At 70.8% G+C, this 22,265-nt stretch carries 23 protein-coding genes; 17 read left to right on the forward strand and 6 right to left on the reverse strand.

Translation table 11 applies throughout. The features are described 5' to 3' along the window. Window positions 1-22 precede the first annotated feature (22 nt). The 12 genes from CP978_RS21550 to CP978_RS21605 all read left to right on the forward strand — a co-directional run bounded on the left by CP978_RS21550 (window position 23) and on the right by CP978_RS21605 (window position 9,926). The gene (locus CP978_RS21550) at window positions 23-1,363 is read left to right on the forward strand and encodes a TadA family conjugal transfer-associated ATPase (RefSeq protein WP_043443450.1); all 1,341 of its coding nucleotides are present in this window, start codon (window positions 23-25) and stop codon (window positions 1,361-1,363) included. Between the two features lie 25 nt (window positions 1,364-1,388). After that, window positions 1,389-2,339 (forward strand): type II secretion system F family protein, encoded by a 951-nt coding sequence (locus CP978_RS21555; RefSeq protein ID WP_043443452.1) that lies wholly within the window; start codon window positions 1,389-1,391, stop codon window positions 2,337-2,339. 13 nt (window positions 2,340-2,352) lie between these two features. Further along, window positions 2,353-3,243: a DUF5936 domain-containing protein gene (locus CP978_RS21560; protein WP_043443454.1), complete on the forward strand. Its 891-nt coding sequence runs from the start codon at window positions 2,353-2,355 to the stop codon at window positions 3,241-3,243. Beyond that, the gene (locus CP978_RS21565) at window positions 3,240-4,544 is read left to right on the forward strand and encodes a sensor histidine kinase (RefSeq protein WP_043443456.1); all 1,305 of its coding nucleotides are present in this window, start codon (window positions 3,240-3,242) and stop codon (window positions 4,542-4,544) included. Before CP978_RS21560 ends, CP978_RS21565 begins: the two co-directional genes overlap by 4 nt. Continuing rightward, window positions 4,537-5,274, forward strand: coding sequence for a response regulator (locus CP978_RS21570; RefSeq protein WP_043443458.1), 738 nt, complete (start codon window positions 4,537-4,539; stop codon window positions 5,272-5,274). The genes CP978_RS21565 and CP978_RS21570 overlap by 8 nt, the downstream gene beginning before the upstream one ends. A 117-nt stretch (window positions 5,275-5,391) precedes the next feature. Next, window positions 5,392-5,595 carry a hypothetical protein gene (locus CP978_RS21575; RefSeq protein ID WP_052454228.1) on the forward strand — a complete coding sequence of 68 codons (204 nt, stop codon included), beginning with the start codon at window positions 5,392-5,394 and terminating at the stop codon, window positions 5,593-5,595. Further along, entirely contained in the window at window positions 5,595-6,200 is a 606-nt protein-coding gene (locus CP978_RS21580) for a pilus assembly protein TadG-related protein (protein ID WP_079162545.1), read from the forward strand. Before CP978_RS21575 ends, CP978_RS21580 begins: the two co-directional genes overlap by 1 nt. A 15-nt stretch (window positions 6,201-6,215) precedes the next feature. Continuing rightward, on the forward strand, window positions 6,216-6,803 hold the full coding sequence (locus CP978_RS21585; protein WP_043443460.1) for a hypothetical protein: 588 nt from the start codon (window positions 6,216-6,218) through the stop codon (window positions 6,801-6,803). A gap of 6 nt (window positions 6,804-6,809) precedes the next feature. After that, window positions 6,810-7,472: an OmpA family protein gene (locus tag CP978_RS21590; RefSeq protein ID WP_043443462.1), complete on the forward strand. Its 663-nt coding sequence runs from the start codon at window positions 6,810-6,812 to the stop codon at window positions 7,470-7,472. Window positions 7,473-7,576: 104 nt separating this feature from the next. Continuing rightward, window positions 7,577-8,152, forward strand: a complete 576-nt coding sequence (locus CP978_RS21595; protein WP_150478275.1) for a dihydrofolate reductase family protein — start codon at window positions 7,577-7,579, stop codon at window positions 8,150-8,152. A 56-nt stretch (window positions 8,153-8,208) separates the two neighbouring features. Next, window positions 8,209-9,081 carry an LLM class flavin-dependent oxidoreductase gene (locus CP978_RS21600; RefSeq protein ID WP_043443467.1) on the forward strand — a complete coding sequence of 291 codons (873 nt, stop codon included), beginning with the start codon at window positions 8,209-8,211 and terminating at the stop codon, window positions 9,079-9,081. 62 nt (window positions 9,082-9,143) lie between these two features. Then, window positions 9,144-9,926 (forward strand): class I SAM-dependent methyltransferase, encoded by a 783-nt coding sequence (locus CP978_RS21605; RefSeq protein WP_043443469.1) that lies wholly within the window; start codon window positions 9,144-9,146, stop codon window positions 9,924-9,926. A 179-nt stretch (window positions 9,927-10,105) separates the two neighbouring features. Here CP978_RS21605 and CP978_RS21610 read toward each other — a convergent pair whose 3' ends face one another. Then, window positions 10,106-10,486, reverse strand: a complete 381-nt coding sequence (locus tag CP978_RS21610) for a DUF192 domain-containing protein (RefSeq protein WP_052454229.1) — start codon at window positions 10,484-10,486, stop codon at window positions 10,106-10,108. A gap of 604 nt (window positions 10,487-11,090) precedes the next feature. Between CP978_RS21610 and CP978_RS21615 the strand changes: the two genes are divergently transcribed. From CP978_RS21615 to CP978_RS21635, 4 genes are all read left to right on the forward strand, one after another. Beyond that, the gene (locus CP978_RS21615; protein WP_043443471.1) at window positions 11,091-11,864 is read left to right on the forward strand and encodes an isoprenyl transferase; all 774 of its coding nucleotides are present in this window, start codon (window positions 11,091-11,093) and stop codon (window positions 11,862-11,864) included. A gap of 337 nt (window positions 11,865-12,201) precedes the next feature. After that, window positions 12,202-13,527, forward strand: a complete 1,326-nt coding sequence (phoH2, locus tag CP978_RS21625; protein ID WP_043443473.1) for an RNA 5'-3' helicase PhoH2 — start codon at window positions 12,202-12,204, stop codon at window positions 13,525-13,527. A gap of 447 nt (window positions 13,528-13,974) precedes the next feature. Further along, window positions 13,975-14,676, forward strand: coding sequence for an aggregation-promoting factor C-terminal-like domain-containing protein (locus CP978_RS21630; RefSeq protein WP_043443475.1), 702 nt, complete (start codon window positions 13,975-13,977; stop codon window positions 14,674-14,676). 171 nt (window positions 14,677-14,847) lie between these two features. Beyond that, window positions 14,848-16,245, forward strand: coding sequence for an AI-2E family transporter (locus CP978_RS21635; protein WP_052454230.1), 1,398 nt, complete (start codon window positions 14,848-14,850; stop codon window positions 16,243-16,245). Between the two features lie 99 nt (window positions 16,246-16,344). On the opposite strand, the gene CP978_RS21640 is transcribed toward CP978_RS21635, so the two are convergent. Together CP978_RS21640 and CP978_RS21645 are read right to left on the reverse strand one after the other, a co-directional pair. After that, window positions 16,345-16,878: an alkyl hydroperoxide reductase gene (locus tag CP978_RS21640; RefSeq protein ID WP_043443479.1), complete on the reverse strand. Its 534-nt coding sequence runs from the start codon at window positions 16,876-16,878 to the stop codon at window positions 16,345-16,347. A gap of 3 nt (window positions 16,879-16,881) precedes the next feature. Beyond that, a complete protein-coding gene (locus CP978_RS21645; RefSeq protein WP_043443481.1) occupies window positions 16,882-17,436 on the reverse strand; it encodes a peroxiredoxin in 555 nt (184 codons plus the stop codon). A 160-nt stretch (window positions 17,437-17,596) separates the two neighbouring features. On the opposite strand from CP978_RS21645, the gene CP978_RS21650 reads away from it, so the two are divergent. Continuing rightward, complete coding sequence (locus CP978_RS21650) at window positions 17,597-18,631, forward strand: LysR substrate-binding domain-containing protein (protein WP_043443483.1); 1,035 nt, start codon at window positions 17,597-17,599, stop codon at window positions 18,629-18,631. Window positions 18,632-18,712: 81 nt separating this feature from the next. Here CP978_RS21650 and CP978_RS21655 read toward each other — a convergent pair whose 3' ends face one another. From CP978_RS21655 to CP978_RS21665, 3 genes are read right to left on the reverse strand one after another with little or no spacing between them, the layout of a single operon-like run. Further along, a complete protein-coding gene (locus CP978_RS21655) occupies window positions 18,713-21,055 on the reverse strand; it encodes an ABC transporter permease (RefSeq protein ID WP_043443485.1) in 2,343 nt (780 codons plus the stop codon). After that, window positions 21,052-21,741: an ABC transporter ATP-binding protein gene (locus tag CP978_RS21660; protein ID WP_043443487.1), complete on the reverse strand. Its 690-nt coding sequence runs from the start codon at window positions 21,739-21,741 to the stop codon at window positions 21,052-21,054. Before CP978_RS21660 ends, CP978_RS21655 begins: the two co-directional genes overlap by 4 nt. Then, window positions 21,738-22,262, reverse strand: a complete 525-nt coding sequence (locus CP978_RS21665; protein WP_043443488.1) for a PadR family transcriptional regulator — start codon at window positions 22,260-22,262, stop codon at window positions 21,738-21,740. Before CP978_RS21665 ends, CP978_RS21660 begins: the two co-directional genes overlap by 4 nt. Window positions 22,263-22,265 lie beyond the last annotated feature (3 nt).

Raw genomic sequence — 22,265 nt, forward strand, 5'->3', positions numbered from 1 at the left:
CCGAGAGGAGTTGACGACAGGCATGAGCCTCCGCTCCCGTATCGCCGCCCCCGACGACGGCGGAGCCACCCGCGAGGACGGGCACCTCGTCGCGGTCTACCGCGCCAAGCTCCTCGAGGAGATCGACCTCGCCGAGATGTCCGGGCTCGCGGCCGCCGAACGCCGGGTCCGGCTGGAGCGTGTCCTCGGCCATCTCATCAGCCGGGAGGGGCCCGTCCTCTCCTCCGCCGAACGCTCCCAGCTGATCCGCCGGGTCGTCGACGAGGCCCTCGGGCTCGGCGTCCTCGAACCGCTGCTCGCCGACGCGTCGATCACCGAGATCATGGTGAACGGACCGGACTCGATCTTCGTGGAGCGGGCGGGCCGGGTGGAACAGCTCCCGCTCCGCTTCGCCTCCGCCGAACAGCTGATGCAGACCATCGAGCGCATCGTCTCCACGGTGAACCGGCGTATCGACGAGTCCAACCCGATGGTCGACGCCCGCCTGCCCACCGGCGAGCGCGTCAATGTGGTCATCCCGCCGCTCGCCCTGACCGGCCCCACCCTCACCATCCGCCGCTTCCCGCGCGCCTACACGCTCCCGGAACTCATCGGCCTGGGCTCGCTGGACGAGCAGATGCTGCTGCTGCTCGCCGCGTTCGTCCGCGCCCGCTTCAACCTCATCGTCAGCGGAGGCACGGGCACCGGGAAGACCACCCTGCTCAACGCCCTGTCCGGGCTCATCCCGTCCCATGAGCGCATCATCACCATCGAGGACTCCGCCGAACTCCAGCTCCAGCAGGAGCATGTGATCCGGCTGGAGTCCCGGCCGCCCAATGTCGAGGGCAAGGGCCAGATCACCATCCGCGACCTGGTCCGCAACAGCCTGCGGATGCGGCCCGACCGCATCATCGTCGGTGAGGTCCGCGGCGGCGAGACCCTCGACATGCTGCAGGCGATGTCCACCGGCCACGACGGCTCCCTGGCCACCGTCCACGCCAACGCGGCCGAGGACGCCCTGATGCGTCTGCAGACCCTCGGCTCGATGTCCGAGGTGCTGATCCCCTTCGAGGCGCTCAAGGACCAGATCAACTCGGCGGTGGATGTGATCGTCCAGCTCGCCCGGTACCCCGACGGCTCCCGCAAGGTCGTGGAGATCGCGCTGCTGGTGTCGCACGGGCGCGAACAGTTCCGGGTCGCCACCGTGTCCCGCTTCGTGCCCGAGCCCCTCGCCCCCGACCGGGTCGTCCGCGGCCGCTTCCAGCATCTGCCGCTGCCCTGCGGAGTCGCCGAGAAGCTGTACGGCGCGGGCGAACCACTGCCGCCGGCCTTCGGCGTCACCGGGGCGGCCGACGGACGGTACACCAGGCAGGCCATCGGATGACCCCCGCTCACGAGAGGAGCGAGCCATGAACGACCCCGCCCTCCTCGCGCTCGGCGCCACCGTCCTCGCGGGCACCCTCGCCCTGGCGGGCGCGCATCTGTACGCCTCCGGGCGCGCCCAGCGCCGGGCACTGGTGGACCGGCTCTCCGGCGGCGGTGCGCCGGGACCGGGCCGCACGGCGACCGGCCGGGTACGGCGCTTCACGGCCCTCGACCGCCGGCTGCGCCGCACCCGCCTCGGCCGCACGCTCCATTTGCGTCTGTCGGCCACCGGACTCGATCTGTCGGCGGGCGAGTTCTTCGCCGGTGTCACCGCCGTGGTCCTCGCGCTGTGGCTGATCGCGGCGGCCAGCCTGGCCCCCTTCTTCGGGCCGATCGCCGCGCTCGTCGCGGTGTGGGGCGCGGCCGTCTTCCTCAACTGGCAGCGCCAGAAACGCATCGAGGCGTTCATCAACCAGCTCCCTGACGTGGCCCGCCTGCTCGCCAACGCCACCGCCGCCGGTCTCGCCCTGCGCACCGCGCTCGCCATGGCGGCCGAGGAACTGGAGGCCCCGGCCGGTGAGGAACTGGCCCGGGTCGCCGATCAGCTGACGCTGGGCCGGTCGGTCGACGACGCCCTCGGCGAACTGGCCGAACGCCTGCCGTCCCGCGAGCTGATCGTCCTGGTCACCACGCTGGTCCTCGCCAACAAGGCGGGCGGCTCGGTGGTGAGCTCGCTGCGCAATCTCACCCAGACCCTGGAGGACCGCAAGGAGACCCGGCGCGAGGTCCGCACGATGCTCTCCGAGGTCCATGCCACCGCCTTCACGGTGCCGCTGCTGGGCCTCGGCTCCCTCGTCCTGATCAACTCCTCGAACGAGGGCGCCCTCGCCCGGGTCACCGGCTCCCCGCTCGGCCAGGGACTGGTGCTGCTCGCGCTCGCCCTCTACACGGTCGGCTTCCTCGTCATCCGCCGCCTCGGCAAGATCGAAGTGTGAGGGGGAGACCGAGATGCTGCCGCTGTTCCTCGCCCTGCTGACGGCCCTCTCCGCCGCGGGGATCCTGCTGGGCATCCGGCTGATCCGCGCGGACGCCAAGCTGCCCGGCGATCTCGCGCTGGCCCTGGAGGTCGGCGCCACCCGGGTCTCCAAGGCCGGATCAGCCGTCGACCGCCTCGGTATGCGCTTCGCCCCGCTGGTGCTGCGGCTGATGGGCCCCCGCCGCGCGGACGAGAAGCGCCGCCGTATCGACATGGCGGGCAACCCGGGCGGTCTCACCCTGCAGCGGTACGCCGCACGCCGGGCGGTGTACGGAGTCTTCGGCGTCCTGATGGCCCTGATCTTCCTGAGCAACGGCAGTCCGCTGCTCGCCCTGGCCACCCTCGCCTTCGGCCTGCTCGCCGCCGACGCCCTGATCTGGCAGGCCGTCCGCGAACGCAAGGACGTCATCGACCGTACGCTGCCGGACTTCCTGGACGTCCTCGCGGTCGTCGTCTCGGCCGGGCTCGGCTTCCGTCAGGCCCTGGACCGGGTCGCGGAGCGCTATGAGGGCCCCTGGGCGGACGAACTGCGCATCACCCTGCGCCAGATGGACATGGGGGTCTCCCGCCGCCAGGCCTTCGACGAGCTCCGCCGGCGCAACTCCTCGGAGCAGGTGGCCCAGTTCGTCTCGGCACTGCAACAGGGGGAGGAACTCGGCTCCCCGATCGCGGAGACCCTGATCCAGCTGGCCACCGACATGCGCCGCACCGACGCCCAGAACGCCCGCCGCCGCGCGGCCAAGACGATCCCCAAGGCCACCCTGGTCACCCTGGTCTTCATGCTCCCGGCGACCATGATCCTGATCGCCACGGGCATGTTCCTGGGGTCGGGGACCGACTTCGGATCGATTCTGGGCCGATGACGAGCAGACGGACCGATCACTCCGCCCCCGGGTATCTGGAGGACGACGCCCCGGCGCCCGACGGCGTCCGCCTCCAGCTGGGCGCGGTGCAGGCCCTGTGCCGCCAGACCGTGGCCGTGCGCCTCGCCCTGGTCGTGATCGGTGCCCCCTTCGCCCTGGCGGGCGCCCGGGACGGCGCGCCCCGCCATGCCGTGCTGGTGGCCGCCGTGCTGGGCGTCATGACCTCCTACGCCCTGCTGCGCGACTGGGACCGGGTGGGCCCACGGCTGCTGGCCCACCCCTCGCTGATGGCGCTGGACCTCCTCTTCGTCGCCACCCTGCTGCTGACCGCGTCCCCCGCCTCCCCGCTCGCCTATGCCACCGTCTGCACCCCCCTGCTGGCCGGGCTGCTCTACGGCTGGCGGGGCGCCGGCGTGCTCACCGGACTCCAACTGGCCGTCGTGCTGACGGTGTTCAGGGCCTGGCAGCACCGCCCGGGCGCCGGGACCAGCACCCTCCTCGTCGCGGGCTTCTGCATCGCCGCCGGCATCATCGGGGTGACCCTGCGCAATCTGCTGTTCCGCTTCGGCGCGGCCGGCGTGGCGCTCTCCGAGGCCCATGCGCGGCTCGCCGCCGCGGAGGCCGTCGAATCCGAACGCGCCCGGCTCGCCCGGGAGATGCACGACTCCGTGGCCAAGACCCTGCACGGCCTGGCGCTGGCGGCGGAGGCCCTGGCGGTCTCGGCCGCGCACCGCGAGCCCGAGACGCTCAGGCGTCAGGCGACCCTGGTGGCGGGCGCGGCCCGCAGGGCGGCCACCGAATCCCGGGATCTGCTGTCGGACCTGCGCCGCCGCACCGACCCGGCGGCCGACCGGCTGGCCCTGGCTCCCGAGATCGACGTCCGCTTACGCGAGTTCACCGCACGCACCGGGACCGCGGCCGAACTGACCACGCCGGACACCCCGCTGCTGCTGCCGTTCGCGACGGCACAGCAACTGCTGGCGATCCTCTCGGAGGCACTGGAGAACACCCACCGCCATGCCCGCGCCACCCGGGTACGGGTCACGGTCGACACCACCGGGGGCACGGCCCTCGGCCTGCGGATCGGGGACGACGGCACCGGCCTGCCCGCCGCCGTCTCTCCCGGGGACCTGGCGAAGAGCGGCCACTTCGGTCTGCTGGGCATGACCGAACGCGCCGCTTCCCTGGGAGGCCGGCTCCGGCTGGGCCGCTCACCGCTCGGCGGCACCGAGATCCATCTGCACCTCCCGCTCTCCGCGCCCGCTCCCCCTCCCCCGCACGAGGAGGCCGCCCATGCCTGACCAGGGACTCCCCGGACCGCTGCTGCGTGTCCTGGTGGCCGACGACAATCCGGTGGTACGGGCGGGCCTGACCGCCCTGCTGTCCGCCCACCCCGGCATCGAGGTGGTGGCGGAGGCCGCGGACGGCGGCCAGGCGCTGGCCCACGCCCGGTGTCACCGTCCCGACCTGGTCCTCCTGGACGTCCGTATGCCCGGCACGGACGGTTTGACCGCACTGCCCGAACTGGCCCGCACGGCCCCCGTGATGATGCTGACCTACAGCAGGGAACCCGAGGTGGTGGCCGAGGCACTGCACCGCGGGGCCTCCGGCTACCTGGTGCACGGCGAGTTCACGGCCGACGAACTGCTCACGGCGGTCTGGGAGGTGAGCCGGGGGAGACCGACGCTCTCCTCGGCCGTCTCGCTCGCCGCTTCCCATGAATCACGGCAAAAGTCTTCGCGGATGCAACCGATTGTGGCACAGTCGTCGAAGGCCCGTTCGGCCCGCGCGGAAGGCCCCCGGCGTCGCACCCCGGGGTGGCTGGACTTCGGTCTGAGCTCCAGGGAGGTGGAGGTCATGGATCTCATCGCGTCCGGCATGAACAACCGTCAGATCGCCGCCGCCTGCTTCATCAGCGAGAAGACCGTCAAGAATCACATCAATCGCATCTTTGCAAAGTTGCACAGTTCCTCGCGCAGCGAAGCGATCGCCCACTGGCTGGGCACCTCACGGGAGGGGTGGAGCCGATGACCGCCCGCCGCCAGGGAAGTTGGGCCCCTGGGCCCACTCGGAGTGAGGGTTCCTTCACCTACGGTGCCAGGGTCGGCGGTATCGGTATCGGCATCGGCTGGGAGGCCAGGGACTGTGATGACCAGGACGAGGCGCCGGATCGGCGCGTGGCGGCGGACCGTGGTCTCCCGGATGCGGGGGGATGCCGGGGCGGGGTTCGTGGAGTATGCCGGGTTGATGATCATCATTGCGGGGATCTTCACCATGATCGACGGCCTGGGGCTCGACGGCGCGATCTCGGGGGCGATCATGAGAGCCGTGAACAACGTCATCGGCGGCTGATTTCCTTACGCCGACCGGGCGATCGTGGGCAAACGCTTCCCCTCTACATCTGGTTGACGGGAATTCTGCTGTTCGCCGCCGTCGCCTTCTTCGTCTTCGCGCAGGCGGCGTCCGCCCGTAACGGAGCCCAATCGGCAGCGGACGCCGCGGCGTTGGCTGCCGCACAGGATTCCCGCGACGAGCTGATGACCCGGCTCGAAGGGGCCATCGGCGAGGACGACGACTGGCTGAAGTGGCTCAGAGGCGACCTCTACGAGGGGACGGGCGCCACCAGCGCGGCCGAGCGGCTCGCGGCCCAGAACGATGCCACCGTGGTGGGCGGGGCCGTTCCCACGGTCGTGAGCGGTTTCCCCGGATACCGCGTGTCGATCGAGACGCGGTACACGGTCGGAAAGTCCATCATCCCGGGCACGGAGACGATGCATGCCAAGGCCCACGCCACGGCGGTCATCCAGCCGCGCTGCACCTATGCGTCGGACGCCGACCCCGAGAAGTCCGTACAACTGGACTGCGCCGGCCAACTCGTCGACATCGACCCCGAAGATTTCCGTTCGGACGACCTTCCTGACGCGTCCGTGCTGTTCTCTGTGCATCTGGCCGAGTGAAAGGAAGCCGTACCGATGGACTTTCGGCACACCATGAATAGCCGCAGAGCGCTGAGCGCGATGGCGATCACGGCTGGGCTGCTTCTCACAGCGGTCGGTTGTGGTGGGGGAGATGACGGGAAGTCGGACAAGGGGGCCGCCCCCACTTCCGCGCCCACCCGAAGCGGCAGCGGCCAGAAGGAGTCCGAGGCGCCCCAGCAGGACACGGTGCTCGCCGAGGTCAAAGGGCAGAACGGTCTGACGCTGGCCGTCACCTCCGCCAAGCGTGACAGCGGGGGCTTCATGACCGTCGAGGGAAGCGTCACGAACAACACGGGCACGCTGTGGGTCGCGGCGGACTGGCGAGGTGACGAACGGGAGCTGGCCAAGAACGGCGGCTCCATCGCGGGAGCCAGCCTGATCGATCAGAAGGGCAAGAAGAAGTACCTGATCCTCCGCGACACCTCGGGGCGCTGCCTCTGTACGCAGTTCACCGGGGGAGTGCCGGACGGTGGCACCGCCCAGTGGTTCGCCCAATTCCCCGCCCCGCCCCAAGACACCACCACCGTCGACTTCCAGGTCGGTGGCATGCCCCCCGCCTCCATCGAGATCTCCCAGGGGTGAGCGACCGTGGCCTCCGCCCGCACCGCCTTCACCGCACTCGGTCTCCTCACCGCCCTCACCCTGACCGGCGCCCCCTCGGCCGCGGCCGACGACGATCCCAGCGCGCCCCCCGGCACCGTCACCACCTCCCCGCCCCCCTCCGTCGACCCCGCCAGCCCCGGGCTGAAGCTCGCCGACGGGGCGCGCCTCGCTCCCGCCAAGGTGCTGGACATCAAGTCGGTCGTCGAGGACCTCGGCGGCGAGGAGCGGCGGGAGGACACCAATGAGAACGTCACCTTCGCGCTCCAGGCGGAGGTGCTGTTCCCCAAGGACAGCTCCAAGCTGAACCCGGAGGCGCGCTCCCGTATCGACGCCATCGCGGAGGAGGCGAAGAAGCAGAACGCGACGAACATCCGCGTCTTCGGCTTCACGGACGACCTGGGCTCCTACGCCCACGGCCTGACGCTCTCCAAGAAACGCGCCGAGGCGGTCCACGACCTGCTGGCCGGGAGCCTCGGCCCGAATGTCACCTTCGAGGTGCGTGGCTACAGCGAGGACTACCCGATCGCCGACAACTCCACCGAGGAGGGCCGCCGCAAGAACCGTCGCGTGGAGGTGTCGTTCCCGAGGGGAGGAGCGGGTGGTGCCGGCGCCCCGGAGGGTGCCGGCACGGGAATGTCCGCCGGCTGACGCAGCAGGTGTCCGAGGCGGTACGGCGTGGCAAGGGGGGACCGGTCCGCCGTGCCTGAGTACCGTGGGCGCCGATGCCGGGACCGACGTCGGTGAGGTGCGCGATGAGAAAGATCGTCCTGATGATGTCGATGTCCCTCGACGGCTGTATCGAGGGCCCGAACCGTGAGATCGACTGGCACCTGGTCGACGACGAGCTGCACCGGCACTTCAACGAGGTGCTCGCACCGATGGGCGCCTTCCTCAGCGGTCGCGTCACCCACCAGCTGATGGCCGGGTTCTGGCCCACCGCCGACGCGGATCCGCACAGCACCGGGCCCATGGTCGAGTACGCCCGGATCTGGCGGAACATGCCGAAGGTCGTCTTCTCGCGGACGCTCCAGCACGCCGACTGGCACACCACCATCGTCCGGGAGGTCGTCGTCGACGACATCCTCGCGCTCAAGGCGCAGGACGGCGGCGACCTCGCGCTCGGCGGGGCCGACCTCACCGCGGAGTTTCTGCGGCACGACCTCATCGACGAGTTCCGGGTGTACGTCCATCCGGTGCTCATCGGCCGGGGCAAGCGGCTCTTCCCCGAGGCCGACACCCTGACCTCCCTGCGGCTGAAGGACTCCCGCCGGTTCGGCAACGGGGTGGTGCTGCTGCACTACGAGCGCCCGGCGGCGGACGGCAGGTGAGGGCCTCTCCCGGCAGCGGTGTTGTGTCGGCCGGGCCCGCCCGATAGGAAGCTCGTATGACTGGACTCGGTGCGGTGTTCCGGCCCCAACTGCCTCCCGAGCGACTGCGCGCGCTGGCGCGGATCGCGGACGAGTCGGGCCTCGAGGAGTTGTGGCTGTGGGAGGACTGCTTTCTGGAAGGGGGCGTCTCCGCCGCGTCCGCCGCGCTGGCCTGGACCGAGCGGCTGCGGGTGGGCGTCGGACTGCTGCCGGTGCCGCTGCGCAATGTGGCGCTCACCGCGATGGAGGCCGCCACGCTGGAGCGGATGTTCCCCGGGCGGGCGATCCTCGGTGTCGGACACGGCGTCCAGAGCTGGATGGGACAGGTCGGTGCGCGCGCCGAGTCGCCCATGACGCTGCTGCGCGAGTATCTGGAGGCGCTGCGGGCCCTGCTGCGTGGTGAGCGCGTCACCACGGAGGGGCGATATGTGACGCTGGACGGCGTCGCACTGGACTGGCCGCCCGAGGGGACGGTCCGGGTGTTCGCCGGGGCCACCGGGCCGCGCACACTGCGGCTGTCCGGAGCCGCGGCCGACGGGAGCATCCTCACCGCCGCCACACCGCCCGACGGCGTCCGGAGGGCCCGTCAGCTCATCGACGAGGGTCGGGAGTCGGCCGGTCGCACGGGCCCTCACCCCGTCGTGGTCTATCTCCGCGCGGCCACCGGACCGGACGCCGCCGCGCGGCTGCGTGCCGAGACCGAGGCCGACGGGGAGGGCTCGCTGCCGGAACACGGTGCGGCCGGGGACGCGGAAGCCGTCGCCGAGGCCGTCCGGCGCCTCGCCGACGCGGGTGCCGACACCGTGGTCCTCCAGCCCACCGCGGACGAACCGGACCCGGAGGGCTTCGTCCGGTTCGTGGCCCGGGAGGTACGTCCCCTGGTGCCGTAGCGCGGTCCACGGTCCGGTTAATCCGGTGGCACACCCCGGCCGGTCCCCGGCACGATCACCGTATGAGCAGCGGCCGCAACTACGAGGACCTCGTCGAAGAAGCCGTCGACGCCCCGGTCGACGGCTGGGACTTCTCCTGGTTCGAGGGCCGGGCCACGGAGGAACGGCCCCCGTGGGGATACGCGGGTGCCATGGCGGAACGGCTGGCGCACGCGTCCGCCGCGCTCGACATCCAGACGGGGGGAGGGGAGGTGCTGGCCTCCGCGGCGGTGCTGCCGCCGGTCACCGTGGCCACCGAGGGATGGCCGCCCAATGTCGCCAGGGCCACCGCCCTGCTCCACCCGCGCGGTGCCGTGGTCGTCGCCTCGCCCGAGGACGCGCCGCTGCCGTTCGCGGACGGCGCCTTCGACCTCGTCACCAGCCGGCACCCGGTGCGCACCCACTGGCAGGAGATCTCCCGCGTGCTGCGCCCCGGGGGCACCTACTTCTCGCAGCAGGTCGGCCCGGCCAGTGTCGTGGAGGTCGCCGAGTACTTCCTCGGGCCGCAGTCGGAAGACGCCCTGAGCTTCCGCGACCCGGGGCGTGCGCGGGCCGCGGCCGAGGCGGCCGGACTGGAGGTCGTGGACCTGCGGGAGGCGCGGCTGCGCATGGAGTTCCATGACATCGGCGCCGTGGTCCACTTCCTGCGCAAGGTGATCTGGATCGTCCCGGACTTCACCGTGGAGCGGTACGAGCCCCGGCTCAGGGAGCTGCACCGGCGGATCGAGTCCGGGGGCCCCTTCGTGGCCCACAGCACCCGCTTCCTGATCGAGGCCCGCACCCCGGTGGGACAGGGGACCGGCTGACGGGACATCGGCGCGAGGGTTTCCGCATCGTTATCGGGGACGGCTCGTCCTGCCTCCCTGAGGCATTGTAAGTTCAGACCAAGGTAATTCGCGTGAGCAAAGCCACGCGGTCGGCACCGCGCGGTGGAGGGGGCTGCGCGGTGCCCCGGACCCGGTCGACCGCGCGTCAGGTGCCGCCGTCAGGCGCCGTCGGAGGGGGCCGTGGCGGAGGGCCGTCGGAGGACGTCGTCAGGGAACACCGTCAGCCGGGTCCCGCGCCGTATCCCCCAGCGGCTCAGCGCACCGGCCTCCGCCTCCAGGACGTGCCGCGCCCGGGGGCGAGGCAGGCCGATCCGCCCGGGCCGCATCGTCCGCACCGCCGTCACCCGCAGCCCCCGGTCCAGATAGGCGACATCGATCGCGAAGCGCATGCCCAGGGTGTGGACCGCGCTCGCCGGGCTCAGCAGCAGCGCCCCCTCGATCCCGTCCCGCCCGAGCAGCCCGCGCCGCCGGTCCCGCGCCGACCGGGCGACCTCCAGCGGCACCCCGCCCGGGGTCCCCGCCGTTGTGAGCATCGCCATGACCGTGACCTTAGCCACGGAGTCAAGCGCGCGTTCCCCGTGCGGGTCACCCACCGGGAGTAAGGCGAACGACCGTGTCGGATGCTTCACAAAGCGGCACAGAACCCTTGGATACCTCGGGATCAAGCCGGATTCCTTGTGAATGGGCTGTGTTCTCGCCATGATCGCGCGCTGAACGAGCGCTCCCGGGCTCACCGGGGCGTCGCCGAGTGAATTCGGAGAGTAGTTGTGGCACGCCGATGCACACAGCACCACTTACGAAGGGTTATGGTGGAAGCCCCCCCTCGGGCCGGTCCGTCTCCCCCCCCACGGACCGGCCCGTTTTTTCTTTCCCCGTGCGGACCCGCCCGCGCACCGCCCCGCCGCCCGCCCACGGCACACCCCGCCGACCTGGCCCGCCGGTCCCGCACCGACCCGCACACGGTCTCCCTGATTTCCCTGCCGCAGGGCCCCCGTTCACCCCTTGGGACCCCGGACGGAGCACCGACGCCCCTTGGCGGAGCCCCGGTTTTCCGGGGGTAGGCTTCGCCCCCGGGGACCGTTATCTGACGGGGATCGCGCACGCCCGAACCTGTCTGATCCGCACGGAGGGGCTGACAATCACGTGAACCTGCGCGACAAGCTGCGCAGCCTGTTGGTCAGGTTGTACGCACGCCGGGTGGAAGGCCACCTGGACCACGCTCAGGTGCCCAAGCACATCGGCATCATCATGGACGGCAACCGGCGCTGGGCGAAGGCCGCGGGGTCGACCACCGCGCAGGGCCACCGGGCCGGGGCCGACAAGATCGAGGAGTTCCTCGGCTGGTGCGCCGAGACGGAGGTCGGCGTCGTCACGCTCTGGCTGCTGTCGACGGACAACTTCGACCGGCCGAAGGAGGAGCTGGTTCCGCTCCTCGGGATCATCGAGGACACCGTCCGCTCCCTCGCCGCCGACGGCCGCTGGCGCGTCCACCACGTGGGCGCCCTCGATCTGCTGCCCACGGGCATGCAGACCGCCCTCAAGGAGGCGGAGCAGGCCACCGCGCACGTCGACGGGATAGTCGTCAATGTCGCCATCGGCTACGGGGGCCGCCAGGAGATCGCCGACGCCGTACGCTCGATGCTCCTCGACGCCCAGGAGAAGGGCACCACGATGGAGGAGCTCGCCGACTCCGTCGACATCGACCTGATCGGACGGCACCTCTACACGAGCCACCAGCCGGACCCCGATCTGGTGATCCGGACGAGTGGCGAGCAACGGCTGTCCGGGTTCATGCTCTGGCAGACCGCCCATTCGGAGTACTACTTCTGCGAGGTCTTCTGGCCCGCCTTCCGCAAGGTCGACTTTCTGCGCGCCCTGCGTGACTACGGGGCGCGGCACCGCCGGTACGGCGGCTGAGACGACCTCCCGTCGCGGCGGCCGGGACGGGGCGCGATTCACCCGCTCGGCCGCGCGTGTCACCCGGAGTTCACCGGAGCGCCGTCATATGCCATGGCATGGCAGCGCTTGTTCGAGGGCATAAACGAAGCAGGTCGACACCCGAACCACGGGTGCCGTATCTCAGCGGACGGCTCGGGGTCGTCCGCCCGGGAGGCCCTTTGCACCAGCCCGACCGTGCGGTTCCGGCACGGAAGAAGCAGTGGAGGGCCGGTCCTCGGCCCGTGCATCGTGGCCGTCGACCGGTCCTGCTCCACTCCGTCGCTCCCCGACCTCATCCGAGGGGGTACGTCCTTCCGTGGTGACCAGCGCACAGCGTCGCAAGCCAGACCGGCGCACCTATGTTCTCGACACCAGCGTCCTGCTGGCCGATCCGAACGCCATGACCCGTTTCGACGAGCACGAGGTCGTGCTCCCGGTGGTCGTGGTCACGGAGTTGGAGGCCAAGCGGCACCATCCCGAACTCGGCTACTTCGCCCGGCAGGCCCTGCGCCGGCTCGACGACTACCGGGTGCGGTACGGCCGCCTCGACGCCCCCCTGCCGATCGGGGACCTGGGCGGCACCCTCCGGGTGGAGCTCAACCACTCGGACCCCAGCGTGCTCCCCACCGGCTACCGGCTGGGGGACAACGACTCCCGCATTCTCGCCGTCGCCCGCAATCTGCAGGCCGAGGGATGCGATGTCACCGTCGTGTCGAAGGACCTCCCGCTCAGGATCAAGGCGTCCTCCGTCGGGCTCCTCGCCGAGGAGTACCGCGCGGAACTGGCCATCACGGACACCAACGGCTGGACCGGGATGTCGGAACTGGTCCTCTCCGGCGAACAGGTGGATCTCCTCTTCGAGGAGGGACACGTCCATGTCCCCGAGGCCGCGGACCTGCCCGTGCACACCGGTCTGACGATCCAGTCGGAGCGTGGCAAGGCGCTGGGCCGGGTCACGGCCGAGGGCGATGTCCGTCTGGTGCGCGGGGACCGCGAGGCGTTCGGCATCAAGGGCCGCAGCGCGGAGCAGCGGATCGCCCTCGATCTGCTGCTCGACCCGGACGTCGGGATCGTGTCCATGGGCGGCCGGGCCGGCACCGGCAAGTCGGCGCTGGCGCTGTGCGCGGGCCTGGAGGCGGTGCTGGAGCGCAGGCAGCACCAGAAGGTGATGGTCTTCCGCCCGCTGTACGCGGTCGGCGGACAGGAACTCGGCTATCTGCCGGGCACCGAGGCCGAGAAGATGAGCCCCTGGGCGCAGGCGGTCTTCGACACGCTGTCCTCGGTCACCAGCCGCGAGGTCATCGAGGAGGTCACCGCGCGCGGGATGCTGGAGGTCCTCCCGCTCACCCATATCCGCGGCCGCTCGCTGCACGACGCCTTTGTCATCGTGGACGAGGCCCAGTCACTCGAACGGAACGTTCTGCTGACCGTTCTGTCCAGGATCGGGGCGAATTCACGGGTGGTCCTCACCCATGACGTGGCCCAGCGGGACAACTTGAGGGTCGGTCGGTACGACGGTGTCGTCGCCGTGGTGGAGAAGCTGAAGGGTCATCCGCTCTTCGCCCATGTCACTCTCACGCGGTCCGAGCGGTCCCAGATCGCCGCCCTGGTGACGGAAATGCTGGAGGACGGGCAGCTCTGACCCGAATGCCCGACTCGGGACGGTAGTTCATCGAACGGCGCCGTCCGGCAAAGCTGCAGAGCCTAGCCGGACGGCGCCTTCGTGCGTGGCATTTCCCGGCAATCCGCTGGGCCGAACGGGATGTGAGCTTTCACACGCACCTCAGAATTGCCACCCGGTGTCGGATTACGGCAGAGTCTCATTCCTGTCAGGCCCCGCATACGACACACCTGTGCCCCCAGGGGCACGTCCCACGGCCTCGCGGTCGTGGGGTGAGGTACAGCACGGCTGAAGCATCCGAACTCCATAGCGTCGTCGTATGCCGCCCGAGCATGACGCGGTCGCTCCCTGCGGGGAGTTGCCCACCGGGCCCGTGCCTCCCGTGACCCCGCAGTTGGGAGGCCAGCGTGAGGGGCACGATTGCGTCCGCCAGGGTCACCGAAGCGGGCGACGCTGGAAGGAAACCGTGTGAGCCGGATTTCGGTCCGGGGATTCGCAGTGGCTTCGGCCACGGCGGTCACCGCTGTCGGCGCCGTCACCGGAGTTGCCTCGGGCAACGCCGGGCAGCCCATGAGCGACGCCGAGGCAACGGCGAGCGGAACGACCCTCCTTGCGGACATACCCGCGGGTGAGCAGGTCGAGGTACAGACCGCGTCCCTGACACAGCAGGCCGACGTACAGGCCATCGCCGCGGACGCGAGCGCCAAGAAGGACGCCGAGGCCGCTGCCCGCAAGCAGGCCGCCGCGGACGCGGTCGCCAAGCAGAAGGCCGCGCAGAAGGCCGAGGAGGACGCCAAGGCGCGCAAGGAGGCGGAGGAGAAGGCCAGTCGCGACGCGGCCCGTGAGTCCGTCACCACTTTCGCGGTCCAGAGCTCCTACACCATCGGGCAGATCCAGGCGATGGCGCGTCAGATGGTGGCGGCCGACCAGTTCCAGTGCTTCAGCAACATCGTGGACCACGAGTCCAGCTGGAACCTCCATGCCACCAACCCGTCGTCCGGTGCCTACGGTCTCTTCCAGGCGCTGCCCGGCTCCAAGATGGTGTCCGCCGGCGCCGACTGGCAGACCAACCCGGCCACCCAGATCAAGTGGGGCCTCAGCTACATGAACGGCCGCTACGGCAGCCCGTGCGGTGCCTGGTCGTACTGGCAGGCCAACCACTGGTACTGAGCCACGGTCCGCGCACCCGCGGCCGCTCAACCTCACCAGGCCCCTCACCGTCTTCAGGTGGGGGGCCTCGGTCGTGCACGGGCACCGGGTCCCGCCCTGTACGGTCGGAACCGACGACTCCAGGGGGGAGTGGTGGGGAGCACCCGGGGACACGGGGGAAGAGGACGGATCATGTCGCAAGTGCCAGGGTGGCTCTCCAAGCTCGGCGCCGGACTGACCCAGGTGGGTGAGCGGCTCGACGAACGCCGCGCCGAGGTGGAGAAGGAGCACATCGGACCCGGGCCGTCCGCGGCACCGGAGAGCGTTCCCCCGCCACCGGCCCATTCCCCCGACGTACCGCAGCGCCCGCACCCCGTCGAGGCGGTGCCGTGGGGCGTACGGGTCGCGGCCGAGGCGGGCTGGCGGCTGCTCATCCTCGCGGGCACCGTCTGGGTGCTGATGCGGGTCATCAGCGCCATCCAGCTGGTGGTGTTCGCCTTTGTGTGCGCGCTCCTCATCACGGCGCTGCTCCAGCCGGCCGTGGCCTGGCTGAGGCGTCACGGGGTGCCCCGGGGGCCGGCGACCGCGATGACCGCGATCCTCGGCTTCGTCATCATGGGCCTCATCGGCTGGTTCGTGACCTGGCAGGTCATGGAGAACATCGACTCGCTCTCCAACCAGATCCAGGACGGCATCGACGAGTTGCGCCGTTGGCTGCTCGACAGTCCGTTCCATGTCACCGACAAGCAGATCAACCAGATCGCCAAGAGCCTGCGCGACGCGATCGGCGCCAACGCCGACCAGATCACCTCCACGGGCCTGGAGGGCGTGCAGGTCATCGTCGAGGCGCTGACCGGCATTCTGCTGACGGTCTTCTCGACCCTCTTCCTGCTGTACGACGGCCGCCGCATCTGGGAGTGGACGCTGAAGCTGGTGCCCGCGGCGGCGCGGCCGGGCGTGGCGGGCGCGGGCCCGCAGGCCTGGCGGACGCTGACGGCCTATGTCCGCGGCACGGTGATCGTGGCCCTGATCGACGCGATCTTCATCGGCCTGGGCATCTACTTCCTCAATGTCCCCATGGCCGTGCCGCTCGCCGTGTTCATCTTCCTCTTCTCCTTCATCCCCCTGGTGGGCGCGGTCGCGTCGGGTGCGCTGGCGGTGGTGGTGGCGCTGGTGACCCAGGGCGTCTTCACCGCCATCATGACGCTGGTCGTGGTCCTGGCGGTGCAGCAGATCGAGGGTCATATCCTGCAGCCGTTCATCCTGGGCCGCGCGGTACGGGTCCATCCGCTGGCGGTCGTACTGTCGGTGACGGCCGGCGGGATGATCGCCGGGATCGCCGGAGCCGTGGTGGCGGTGCCGCTGGTGGCGGTCTCGAACACGGTCGTGGGTTATCTGCGTTCGTACGCGGCGTCGTCCGAGGAGCCAGCACCGGCCCCGCAGCCGGCCGCGACGCTCCGACCGTCTGCCGAGCCCCCGGTGAGCCCCGCGGGGAGTGTCCCGTCCCGGCCGAGTGTGCCGCCCCGGCCGTCGACTGCTCCGCCGCAGCCGGAGACGCCGCCGTCGCAGGAGAGCCCCTCCGAGGCCTGACGCCGGAACCGGCCCCGGCCCGGCCGCGCCCCCGGAAAAGCCCGGGACCCCGCCCACCGTGAAGGTGAGCGGGGCCCCGAGGGAGAGCATCGTCGCGGACTACTCCGCGAGGACCGCCTCCGCGTCCAGCGTCACGCCGACCGCCTGGACCACCGAGGCGATCTTGAACGCCTCCTGGATGACCTCACGTTCCACACCGGCCTTGCGGAGCACCTGCTCGTGCGAGTCCAGGCACATCCCACAGCCGTTGATGGCCGACACGGCGAACGACCACAGCTCGAAGTCGACCTTGTCGACCCCGGGGTTGCCGATGACGTTCATCCGCAGACCCGCGCGCAGCGTGCCGTACTCGTGGTCGGAGAGCAGATGGCGCGTGCGGTAGAAGACGTTGTTCATCGCCATGACGGCGGCCGCGGCCTTCGCCGCACCGTACGCCTCCGGCGTGAGGTTCGCCTTCGCCTCCGGCTCCAGCTCGCGCAGCACGATCGGCGAGCGCGAGGCGATCGCCGTGGCCAGCACGGTGCCCCACAGCTGCTGCGCGGGCAGGTCGGAGTTGCCGATGACCGAGCCCAGGTTGAGCTTCAGGTCCTTGGCGTAGTCCGGTACGGCGGACTTGAGGGAGTCGAGGGACATCGCTCACTCACCGGCCAGCAGCTTGACCGGGTCGAGGGTCTCCTCGCCCTTGCTCCAGTTGCAGGGGCACAGCTCGTCGGTCTGCAGGGCGTCCAGGACCCGCAGAACCTCCTTGGGGTTACGGCCGACGGAACCGGCGGTCACCATGGTGAACTGGATCTCGTTGTTCTGGTCCACGATGAAGACGGCACGCTGGGCGAAGCCGTCCTCGCCCTCGATGCCCAGGGCACGCATCAGCTCGTGCTTGGAGTCGGCCATCATCGGGAAGGGCAGCTCGAGCAGGTCCGGGTGGTCCTTGCGCCAGGCGTGGTGCACGAACTCGGAGTCACCGGAGAAACCGAGGATCTGGGCGTCACGGTCGGCGAACTCGTCGTTCAGCTTGCCGAAGGCCGCGATCTCGGTCGGGCACACGAAGGTGAAGTCCTTGGGCCAAGCGAAGACGATCTTCCACTTGCCCTCGTAGGTCTTGTGGTTGATCTGCTCGAACTCCGCGCCCTTCTCCAGCGAGACGCAGGCGGTCAGTTCGAACTCGGGGAACTTGTCACCGACAGTGAGCACGTGCTCTCCTTGCAGCGAAGAAGCACCGCGTACGACAAGGCGCTTCTCTTGGGTTGGACGATCTCGATCCTGGCACAGGGTGCATTGATTCGGGAAATAGATACACTTGGTCGTGTTGATCGGTACCGGCTATCAGTGACATTGGGTAAGGGGCACGACCATGGTGGGGACGAAGACCCATGGGCGCCGCCAGCCCAGTCTCTCCCAGCTCCGCGCCTTCGCCGCCGTCGCCGAGCATCTGCACTTCCGCGATGCCGCGGCCTCGATCGGCATGAGCCAGCCCGCGCTGTCCGGTGCCGTCGCCACCCTGGAGGAGGTCCTCGGCGTCACCCTGCTGGAGCGCACCACCCGCAGGGTGCTGCTCTCCCCCGCCGGTGAGCGCCTGGCCGTACGGGCCAAGGCGGTACTGGCGGAGGTCGGCGCCCTCCTGGAGGAGGCCGAGGCCGTCCGGGCGCCCTTCACCGGGGTGCTGCGCCTCGGGGTGATCCCGACGGTGGCGCCCTATCTGCTGCCCACCGTCCTCGGACTCTTCCACGACCGCTACCCGCAGCTCGATCTCCAGGTCAACGAGGAGCAGACCGCCAGCCTGCTCGAAGGGCTGACCAGCGGCCGTCTGGATCTGCTGCTGCTCGCCGTCCCCCTGGGCGCCCCGGGCGTCGTGGAACTCCCCCTCTTCGACGAGGACTTCGTGCTGGTCACCCCGCTCGACCACCGGCTCGGGGGACGGCAGGGGATACCCCGTCAGGCCCTGCGCGAGGTGAATGTGCTGCTGCTCGACGAGGGGCACTGCCTGCGCGACCAGGCCCTCGACATCTGCCGGGAGGCCGGACGCGGGATCAGCGGGGCGGGACGCACTTCCTCGGCCGAGGGCGGCGGGGGACGGGAGGGCGTGCCGGTGACCACGACCGCCGCCGGCCTGTCCACCCTCGTCCAGCTCGTCGCGGGCGGCCTCGGTGTCACGCTGCTGCCGCGCACCGCCGTCAAGGTGGAGACCGCCCGCAGCGAGGAGCTGCGCACCGGCTTCTTCGCGGACCCGGCCCCGACCCGGCGGGTCGCTCTCGCGATGCGCGCGGGCGCCGCGCGGGGTGCCGAGTACGAGGAGCTGGCCGAGGCGCTGCGGAAGGCACTGCGGTCGTTGCCCGTACGGGTGTTGGGGCCGGAGGCCGGGCAGCGACCGGGCGTGGCACATCCTTGACCCGGGGGTGAAGGAGCGGCTCCGGGTGAACGCCTGCGGGCCCCTCCCGGTCGGGGAGGGGCCCGCACGGGCTTGTTCCGGCTACTCCGTCCGCAGCCCGTCCGGACGCATCAGCCGCAGCAGCGGAGGCAGGCTGAGCAGCGTCACCGCCAGGACGACTCCCGCGCCCATGCCGGTCATCGCCAGCACGCTCGGCCAGTCCACGCCCACCGGCGTGCCCGTCATCTTCAGCAGCACCGCTCCCAGCGTCATCCCCACCGCCGCGGCCAGCACCAGGCCCAGCGCCACCGGGACCGCCGTCTGCCACAGCACCGACAGGCTCAGCGTGCGCCGCCGGGTACCGAAGGCGACCAGCGCCGACAGCAGCTTCTTCCGTTCACGCAGCTGCTCCAGCTGTGAGACCAGCAGGCTCGCCCCGATCAGCAGCAGCACACAGATCGCGCCGCCGAACAGGCCGGTGCGGATCGAGGTGAACTTCTTCGACTCCTCGGTGGCCACCCACGCATAGGCGCTCGTCATCGGGTCGATCGCCGCCGCCGTGTTGCGCACATACTCGTGCGCGTCCGGCACCGACCGGTCGATCGACAGATAGACCGAACCCCCCATCGACGCGGCCACCCGCGCGGGCACCGCGGAAGGTGTCATCAGCAGGCCGCTGCGCCGCTCTCCTCTCGGGTCCTCGATCGAGCGGGCGGACTTCAGGGTGGCCGGGACGGTCCACGGGACATCCTCGTAGTGGTCCATACCCGTGGAGGTCTGGAAGTGCAGCTCGCGGCCGGGCCTGACCATCTTCGCGGTGTCGGCGTCGAACTGGCCGCCGCGGAGGGCGAAGACGTCCCCGTCGCGGCAGGAGGACATGCGCGCCACCTCGCGCAGGGCGGCGCAGTCGCCGACCGTCGCCCCGCCCGCGAGGTCCGGCCCCTCCCCGTCCGTCCAGGACGCGTCACCGATCGATGCCTCGGACAGCACGGTGGCCTTCAGCACGCCCTTCGTGGCCGAGAACTTATCGGTGGCACCGTTGAGCGCGGCACCCTGCGTCGCGCTCACCTCCATCTGCGCCCGGAAGAGGTTCCTCCCGGAGTTCTTGGTGTAGTAGTCCTGCACCCCGGCGAAGAGCATCTGGAGCGCGATGGCCCCGGCCACCGCGACCGCGATGCCGCTCACCAGGCGTGCCGCCGTACCGCTGCTCAACTGGAGCCGCCGCACCGCCAGCTGCCAGGCCACCCCGCCCCCGCCGAGCCGGGCGACGACCGTCTCCACGACCCAGGGCAGCAGCGCGGTCACCCCGACCAGCAGCAGGGTCACACCGCCGATCACCAGAGGCTGGTTGAAGTCCCCGTTGCTGCGGCCCTGGTCGAACATCGGGTAGAGCATCGCCAGCCCCACGACGGGCAGCAGCAGCCGCCACCACAGCCGGCGCCGCGCGGGCTTCGCGGTGCGCACCACGCCCAGCGGCTCGATGACCACTCCGCGCAGCGCCAGCAGGGTGACCAGCACCGCCGCGGCCGGTACCGCCACCGCGACCAGTGCGGCCAGCCAGGGTGAGGGGTTGAGGTAGCTGGGGAAGACGCTGATGCTGACGACCTCGACGGACCCGGCGGCCTGACGTCCTGCCAGGAAGAAGACGGTGCCGAGGACCAGTCCGAGCAGCGAGCCCCCCAGCGCCTCGCCGGCCGCGATCCGGCGGGTCATCCGGCTGTCGGAGCCCACCAGCCGGAGCGCGGCGAGCCTGCGGTCGCGCTGCTCGCCGCCGAACCGCACCGCCGCGGCGATGAACACGGCGACCGGCATCAGCAGCGCCACGAAGACGACCATCACGAGCAGCAGCAGCACCGGGTCCGAGCGTTCCTGCGTCCGCTGTGGACTGCCGAACTCGGCGATCCGGGCCACCTGCCAGCCGTTGATGCGCGGCGCCAGGTTCTCCATGCCCGCGTAGTAGGCCAGTTCGCGCGAGCCGATGAGTCCGCTCTCGGCGATCGTGCCGACCACGCGGTACGGCAGCCGCTCCCGCAGCAGCCTCCCGGAGCCGGAGTCGAGCAGGTTCTTGAGCGCGGGGGAGACCACCATCTCGCCCGGCCCCGGGTACGCGCTCACTCCCGCGGGCAGCGGCGCCCGCGGCCCGTCGGGCTCCACCAGCCGTCCGCGTATCTCCTTGCCGTGGTACGTCGTGTCGATGTCCGCGATCACCAGGGTGTTGTCGGCCTTCGCCGGGGGGTGCTGGCTGTAGGTGTAGTCCTCGCGGGCCTCGCTGCGCTCGTGCCGGACCGACAGCGCGCTCGGTACCGCGGTCGTGAGCAGCAGCAGTGCCACGCCGAGCCCGACGCCGACCGCGGTGAGCACGACCCGGAGCCATCCCTCGCGGCCCCCGGTGAACGCGAACCTGGCCCCCATGCTCAGGTCCCGGGTCCACTGACGCACGCTCATGCGATCCGCTCCATGTCCCGGGACCTGCCGTCCCGTACGACGATCTCGCGGTCGGAGTAGGCGGCGACCCGCGCCTCGTGGGTGACGAGGACGACCGCCGCGTTGGAGGACCGGGCGGCCTCCGTGAGCAGTTCCATCACGCGCTCGCCGTTGAGCGAGTCCAGCGCGCCGGTCGGCTCGTCGGCGAACAGCACCCGCGGCGAGGTGACCAGCGACCGCGCGACCGCGACACGCTGTCCCTGGCCGCCGGACACCTCGCCGGGGCGCTTCTTGCGCAGATCGTCGACCTCGAGCCGCTCCATCCACGCCAGCGCCTTCCGCTCGGCCTCCTTGCGGGAGGTGCCGTTCAGCCGGAGCGGCAGGGCCACGTTCTCCACACAGGTCAGCTCGGGCACCAGCTGGCCGAACTGGAAGACGAAGCCGAACTCCGAGCGCCTCAGCGCGCTGCGCTGGGCGTCGGTCATGACCGACAGCTCACGGCCGTCGTAGGTGATCGACCCCGAGTCGGGGGTGACGATCCCCGCGAGGCAGTGCAGCAGGGTGGACTTGCCGGAGCCGGAGGGGCCCATCACGGCGACGACCTCGCCGGCGTGGATGGAGAAGCCGGCCCCGTCCAGGGCGGTGGTCGGGCCGTAGGCCTTGTGCAGGTTCTCGGCGGCCAGCAGGGAGCCGGGAGCAGGGGTCATCGGGACACCGCCTCACGGAGCTTGTCGAGACGGGCCGCGGTCAGTTCCAGCCAGCGCAGATCGGCCTCGAGGTGGAAGAGGGCATGGTCGCAGATCAGCTGGTCGGCCAGGTCGCCCCGGCGCTTGCGGTCGGTCAGGATCCGCATCATCCGCAGATGCTCGGACCGCTGGGTGTCGAGGACACCGGCCGCGTCGCGATGGGTGAGCAGCGCCAGCACGACCTTGGTGTAGAGGGTCGACTGCAGATACGGCTCCGGCTTCTCCGGAGTGGTGAGCCAGCGTGCCACATCGGTGACGCCGGCGTCGGTGATCGCGTACCGCTTGCGTTCGGGGCCTTCACCCGCCTCGATCCCGTCGACCTCGACGAGTCCGTTCTTCAGCAGCCGGGACATCGTCGAGTAGACCTGGCCGTAGTGCAGCGGCCGGTCGTGACCGAACTTTTCGTCGAAGGCCCGCTTCAGGTCGTAACCGTGGCGGGGGCCGGACTCCAGGAGTCCCAGGAGAGTGTGACCGATGGACATGGG

The sequence above is a fragment of the Streptomyces nodosus genome, assembly GCF_008704995.1.
GTDB lineage: Bacteria > Actinomycetota > Actinomycetes > Streptomycetales > Streptomycetaceae > Streptomyces > Streptomyces nodosus.

Excerpts from the sequence above, each read along its gene's own strand:
- CP978_RS21605 (WP_043443469.1), top strand. The coding sequence starts at position 9,144 with ATGAGCAGCGGCCGCAACTACGAGGACCTCGTCGAAGAAGCCGTCGAC.
- CP978_RS21600 (WP_043443467.1), top strand. The coding sequence starts at position 8,209 with ATGACTGGACTCGGTGCGGTGTTCCGGCCCCAACTGCCTCCCGAGCGA.
- CP978_RS21595 (WP_150478275.1), top strand. The coding sequence starts at position 7,577 with ATGAGAAAGATCGTCCTGATGATGTCGATGTCCCTCGACGGCTGTATC.
- CP978_RS21655 (WP_043443485.1), bottom strand. The coding sequence starts at position 21,055 with ATGAGCGTGCGTCAGTGGACCCGGGACCTGAGCATGGGGGCCAGGTTC.
- CP978_RS21555 (WP_043443452.1), top strand. The coding sequence starts at position 1,389 with ATGAACGACCCCGCCCTCCTCGCGCTCGGCGCCACCGTCCTCGCGGGC.
- CP978_RS21565 (WP_043443456.1), top strand. The coding sequence starts at position 3,240 with ATGACGAGCAGACGGACCGATCACTCCGCCCCCGGGTATCTGGAGGAC.
- CP978_RS21660 (WP_043443487.1), bottom strand. The coding sequence starts at position 21,741 with ATGACCCCTGCTCCCGGCTCCCTGCTGGCCGCCGAGAACCTGCACAAG.
- CP978_RS21560 (WP_043443454.1), top strand. The coding sequence starts at position 2,353 with ATGCTGCCGCTGTTCCTCGCCCTGCTGACGGCCCTCTCCGCCGCGGGG.
- CP978_RS21585 (WP_043443460.1), top strand. The coding sequence starts at position 6,216 with ATGGACTTTCGGCACACCATGAATAGCCGCAGAGCGCTGAGCGCGATG.
- CP978_RS21635 (WP_052454230.1), top strand. The coding sequence starts at position 14,848 with ATGTCGCAAGTGCCAGGGTGGCTCTCCAAGCTCGGCGCCGGACTGACC.
- CP978_RS21570 (WP_043443458.1), top strand. The coding sequence starts at position 4,537 with ATGCCTGACCAGGGACTCCCCGGACCGCTGCTGCGTGTCCTGGTGGCC.
- CP978_RS21640 (WP_043443479.1), bottom strand. The coding sequence starts at position 16,878 with ATGTCCCTCGACTCCCTCAAGTCCGCCGTACCGGACTACGCCAAGGAC.
- CP978_RS21610 (WP_052454229.1), bottom strand. The coding sequence starts at position 10,486 with ATGGCGATGCTCACAACGGCGGGGACCCCGGGCGGGGTGCCGCTGGAG.
- CP978_RS21665 (WP_043443488.1), bottom strand. The coding sequence starts at position 22,262 with ATGTCCATCGGTCACACTCTCCTGGGACTCCTGGAGTCCGGCCCCCGC.
- CP978_RS21575 (WP_052454228.1), top strand. The coding sequence starts at position 5,392 with ATGACCAGGACGAGGCGCCGGATCGGCGCGTGGCGGCGGACCGTGGTC.
- CP978_RS21650 (WP_043443483.1), top strand. The coding sequence starts at position 17,597 with ATGGTGGGGACGAAGACCCATGGGCGCCGCCAGCCCAGTCTCTCCCAG.
- CP978_RS21550 (WP_043443450.1), top strand. The coding sequence starts at position 23 with ATGAGCCTCCGCTCCCGTATCGCCGCCCCCGACGACGGCGGAGCCACC.